Here is a 3697-nt window from a genome sequence, read left to right on the forward strand (position 1 = left end):
TTGGGCCGTTCCGACGAGTGAGACATTAGCGGATTCCTGGGCCCCGATGCCAATCGGGGGCGTCCTCTCGAACGCGGATTCCTCATTTCGCAAAAGCGCATGAAAATGGGCGCGACAGGCGTCGGGCTCATTGGTCATGGTTTCTGCGGAATGGCTGCCCCTGGGCCGGTCGAGGACCGGTACTCACATAGGACAACCCGCAGAACCTTACGGAAGCACGGGGTCCGCGTCAAACCGGAGCTCGTGCCTCACCGTCTCGCCGGTCCGACCGGTCCGGACGTTGCTGGTCAGCCCCCTGCCACCCCGAAGAGAGCTGCCTGCTCCCGCCCTGGCAGGACGCAGGGGCAGGGTGCATCGCTCGTGCGGGTACCTCGTTCGGGTGATGGTCTGGCAATTGCCAAGGGCACTTGCCCTGCGCGCCCTAGCGTCCCCGCCATGGTCTCTGCTCACCACGAATCCCTGCACAAGGTGTTCCAACGGGACACCGGGCTGCTGATCGACGCCCTCCAGGAGCTACTGGGCGTCGACTTCCCCGCCTACCAGAAGATCGAGCCGGTCAATGTGGACCTGACCGAGATCGAGGCGATCGAACGCCGCGCGGACACGATCCTGCGCATTGAAACGAAGGGGGACCCCTACTTCGTCATCCTGGAGTCGCAGGGCCGCCCGGCCGAGCGCAAACGGCGCAGCTGGGCGTACTACCTGGCGTACCTGCTGGACAAGTACGACGGCCAACCCGTGCTGTTGGTCCTGTGCCACGACCGGGCCACCGCCCGGTGGGCGGCGAAGCCGATTGAGTTCGGGCTGCCGGGTATGCCGTCCGTGATCGTCAGGCCGCTGGTACTGGGGCCTGACAACGTTCCGGTGATGGTCGAACCGGAGCAGGTGCGGAGCAACGTTCCGCTGGCCGTGTTCGCGGCGATCACGCATGGTAACGATCCGGGCGTCGCTGCCATACTCACATCACTGGCCGAAGCCCTGGACGAGCTGGACCCGAACGAAGCCGTGATCTACGCCGAGTACGTCGAGGCCGGCCTGGCGGACGCGTCGGCTCAGCAGACCTGGAGGAAAATGATGGACACCCTCAATATCTTCTTCCGCTCCGAGGCTGCTCGGCGGACCCGCGAGGAGGGGCGCGAGGAAGGCCGCGAGGAAGGGCAGGCGGTGGAGCGGGCTCGGATGGTGTGCACGGTGCTTGAGCGGCGCGGCCTGGAGCCCTCGGTGGCGACCCGGGAACGTATCGCCTCCTGCCGGGACCTGGAGGTGCTGGGCCGGTGGGCGGAGCTCGCCTGGACCGTTTCCGCCGCCGAGGAGATCTTCGTCGAGGAGTAGGCCGGTTCCTCGGAACTCGCGTCAGTGCCGCCCGGGGCCACGGTCCGCCTTCGGGCGGCACTGATGTGACTCAGCGCTCATCTCGTAGGCGTACAGATGGACTCTATTATGCAACTAGTTGCATAAGAGTCGTCGTGTGAGCGTATGGAGGCGTCGGATGAGCCAGTCGAGCCCGTCGAGTCAGTACCCGCATCTGTTGGCCCCGTTGGATCTGGGGTTCGTCACGCTGCCGAATCGCGTGGTCATGGGGTCCATGCACGTGGGGTTGGAAGAGGCGGAGAACGGGTTCGAGCGGATGGCCGCGTTCTATGCCGAGCGGGCCCGGGGTGGGGTCGGGCTCATGGTGACCGGGGGGATCGCGCCGAATGACCGGGGGCGGCCGTATCCGGGGGGCGCGAAGCTGACGAACTCGGAGGAGGCGGCGGAGCACCGGGTCATCACGGATGCCGTGCACGCGGCGGGTGGGCGGATCGCGATGCAGATCCTGCACTTCGGGCGGTACGCGTACCACCCGGATTTGGTGGCGCCGAGTGCGTTGCAGGCGCCGATCAGTCCGTACGTACCGCACGAGATGAGTGACGCGGAGGTCGAGGAGACCGTCGAGGACTTCGTGCGGGCGGCGGGGCTGGCGCAGGAGGCGGGGTACGACGGGGTCGAGATCATGGGGTCGGAGGGGTATCTGATCAATGAGTTCATCGCCGAGCACACCAATAAGAGGGGTGATCGGTGGGGTGGGTCGTACGAGAACCGGGTGCGGTTCCCGCTGGAGATCGTGCGGCGGGTGCGGGAGCGGGTGGGGCCCGAGTTCGTGCTGATCTACCGGCTGTCGATGCTGGATCTGGTGCCGGGTGGGTCGAGTTTCGAGGAGGTCGTCCAGCTCGCGAAGGCGGTGGAGGCGGCCGGGGCGAACATCATCAACACCGGGATCGGGTGGCACGAGGCGCGGATTCCGACCATCGCGACGACGGTGCCGCGCGGGGCGTTCGCGTGGGTGACGAAGAAGGTCATGGGGGCGGTGGGGATTCCGCTCGTGACGACGAATCGCATCAATACGCCGGAGCTGGCGGAGGAGCTGCTGGCGGGGGGCTTCGCGGATCTGGTGTCGCTGGCGCGGCCGTTCCTGGCGGACCCGGAGTTCGTGGCGAAGGCGCGGGAGGGGCGGGCCGCCTCAATCAATACGTGCATCGGGTGCAATCAGGCCTGTCTCGACCACACCTTCAGCGGGAAGATCACGTCGTGTCTGGTGAATCCGCGGGCCTGTCACGAGACGGAGCTGGTGCTCGCGCCGACGCGGCTGCGGAAGCAGGTGGCCGTGGTGGGAGCGGGGCCGGCGGGGCTCGCGTGTGCGGTGACGGCTGCCGAGCGGGGGCATGCGGTGACCCTGTTCGATGCCGCTGGGGAGATCGGCGGGCAGTTGAACGTGGCGCGGCGGGTGCCGGGGAAGCAGGAGTTCGACGAGACGCTGCGGTACTTCCGGAATCGGTTGGCGGAGTGCGGGGTCGAGGTGCGGTTGGGGGCCGTGGTCACCGCGGAGGAGCTGCGGGAGGACGCGTACGACGAGGTGGTCGTGGCGACCGGGGTGACACCGAGGGTGCCGGAGATCGAGGGGGTCGGGCATCCGAGCGTCGTGCGGTACCTGGAGGTGCTGCGGGGCGAGGTCGAGGTCGGGGAGCGGGTGGCGGTCCTCGGGGCCGGGGGGATCGGGTTCGACGTGGCGGAGTTCCTGACGGATGCGGGTGAGGGGGCGTCGTTGTCGCCGGAGGTCTTCTTCCGGCAGTGGGGGGTGGATGTGGAGTACGAGGGGCGGGGTGGGCTGCGGGTGGCCGAGCGGGCGAAGTCGGCGCGGGTCGTGCATCTGTTGCAGCGGAAGGAGACGAAGGTCGGGGCCGGGCTGGGGAAGACCACGGGGTGGATTCACCGGGCCGAGCTGGCGAAGCGGGGGGTGGAGATGGTGGCTGGGGTGACGTACGAGCGGATTGATGATGCGGGGGTGCATGTGGTGGTCGGGGGCGAGCGGCGGGTGCTGGAGGTGGATTCGGTGGTGCTGTGTACGGGGCAGGAGTCGCGGCGGGATCTGTACGAGGGGTTGGTGGCGGACGGGGTTCGGGCGCATCTGATTGGTGGGGCGGATGTGGCGGCGGAGTTGGATGCGAAGAGGGCGATCAAGAGGGGGGTGGAGGTGGGGGCGGGGTTGTAGGGGGCGGGCCAGAGCGGTGGCCGGCCCCCGACGCCGGGGGGCCGGCGGTGGCGTGCACCCGGCGCAGGTGCTCGGCCAGGGGCGGCACCCGGGTGGGCCGGGAGCGGGAGGGGCCGCCCCCTTGCCCGCCCGTCCCGCCCCCGGGGGGCGGCCCCGCCGCCCAAGGCG

At 68.8% G+C, this 3697-nt stretch carries 2 protein-coding genes; both read left to right on the forward strand.

What is annotated here, in order from left to right; genetic code table 11:
• Positions 1 to 435 precede the first annotated feature (435 nt).
• Entirely contained in the window at positions 436 to 1332 is an 897-nt protein-coding gene (locus ACIO3O_RS42640; RefSeq protein WP_401756408.1) for a hypothetical protein, read from the forward strand.
• A 157-nt stretch (positions 1333 to 1489) separates the two neighbouring features.
• Complete coding sequence (locus tag ACIO3O_RS42645) at positions 1490 to 3529, forward strand: FAD-dependent oxidoreductase (protein WP_401756411.1); 2040 nt, start codon at positions 1490 to 1492, stop codon at positions 3527 to 3529.
• The last annotated feature ends 168 nt before the right edge of the window (positions 3530 to 3697 follow it).

Origin of the sequence: Streptomyces sp. NPDC087440 (genome assembly GCF_044744005.1) — a bacterium.
GTDB lineage: Bacteria > Actinomycetota > Actinomycetes > Streptomycetales > Streptomycetaceae > Streptomyces.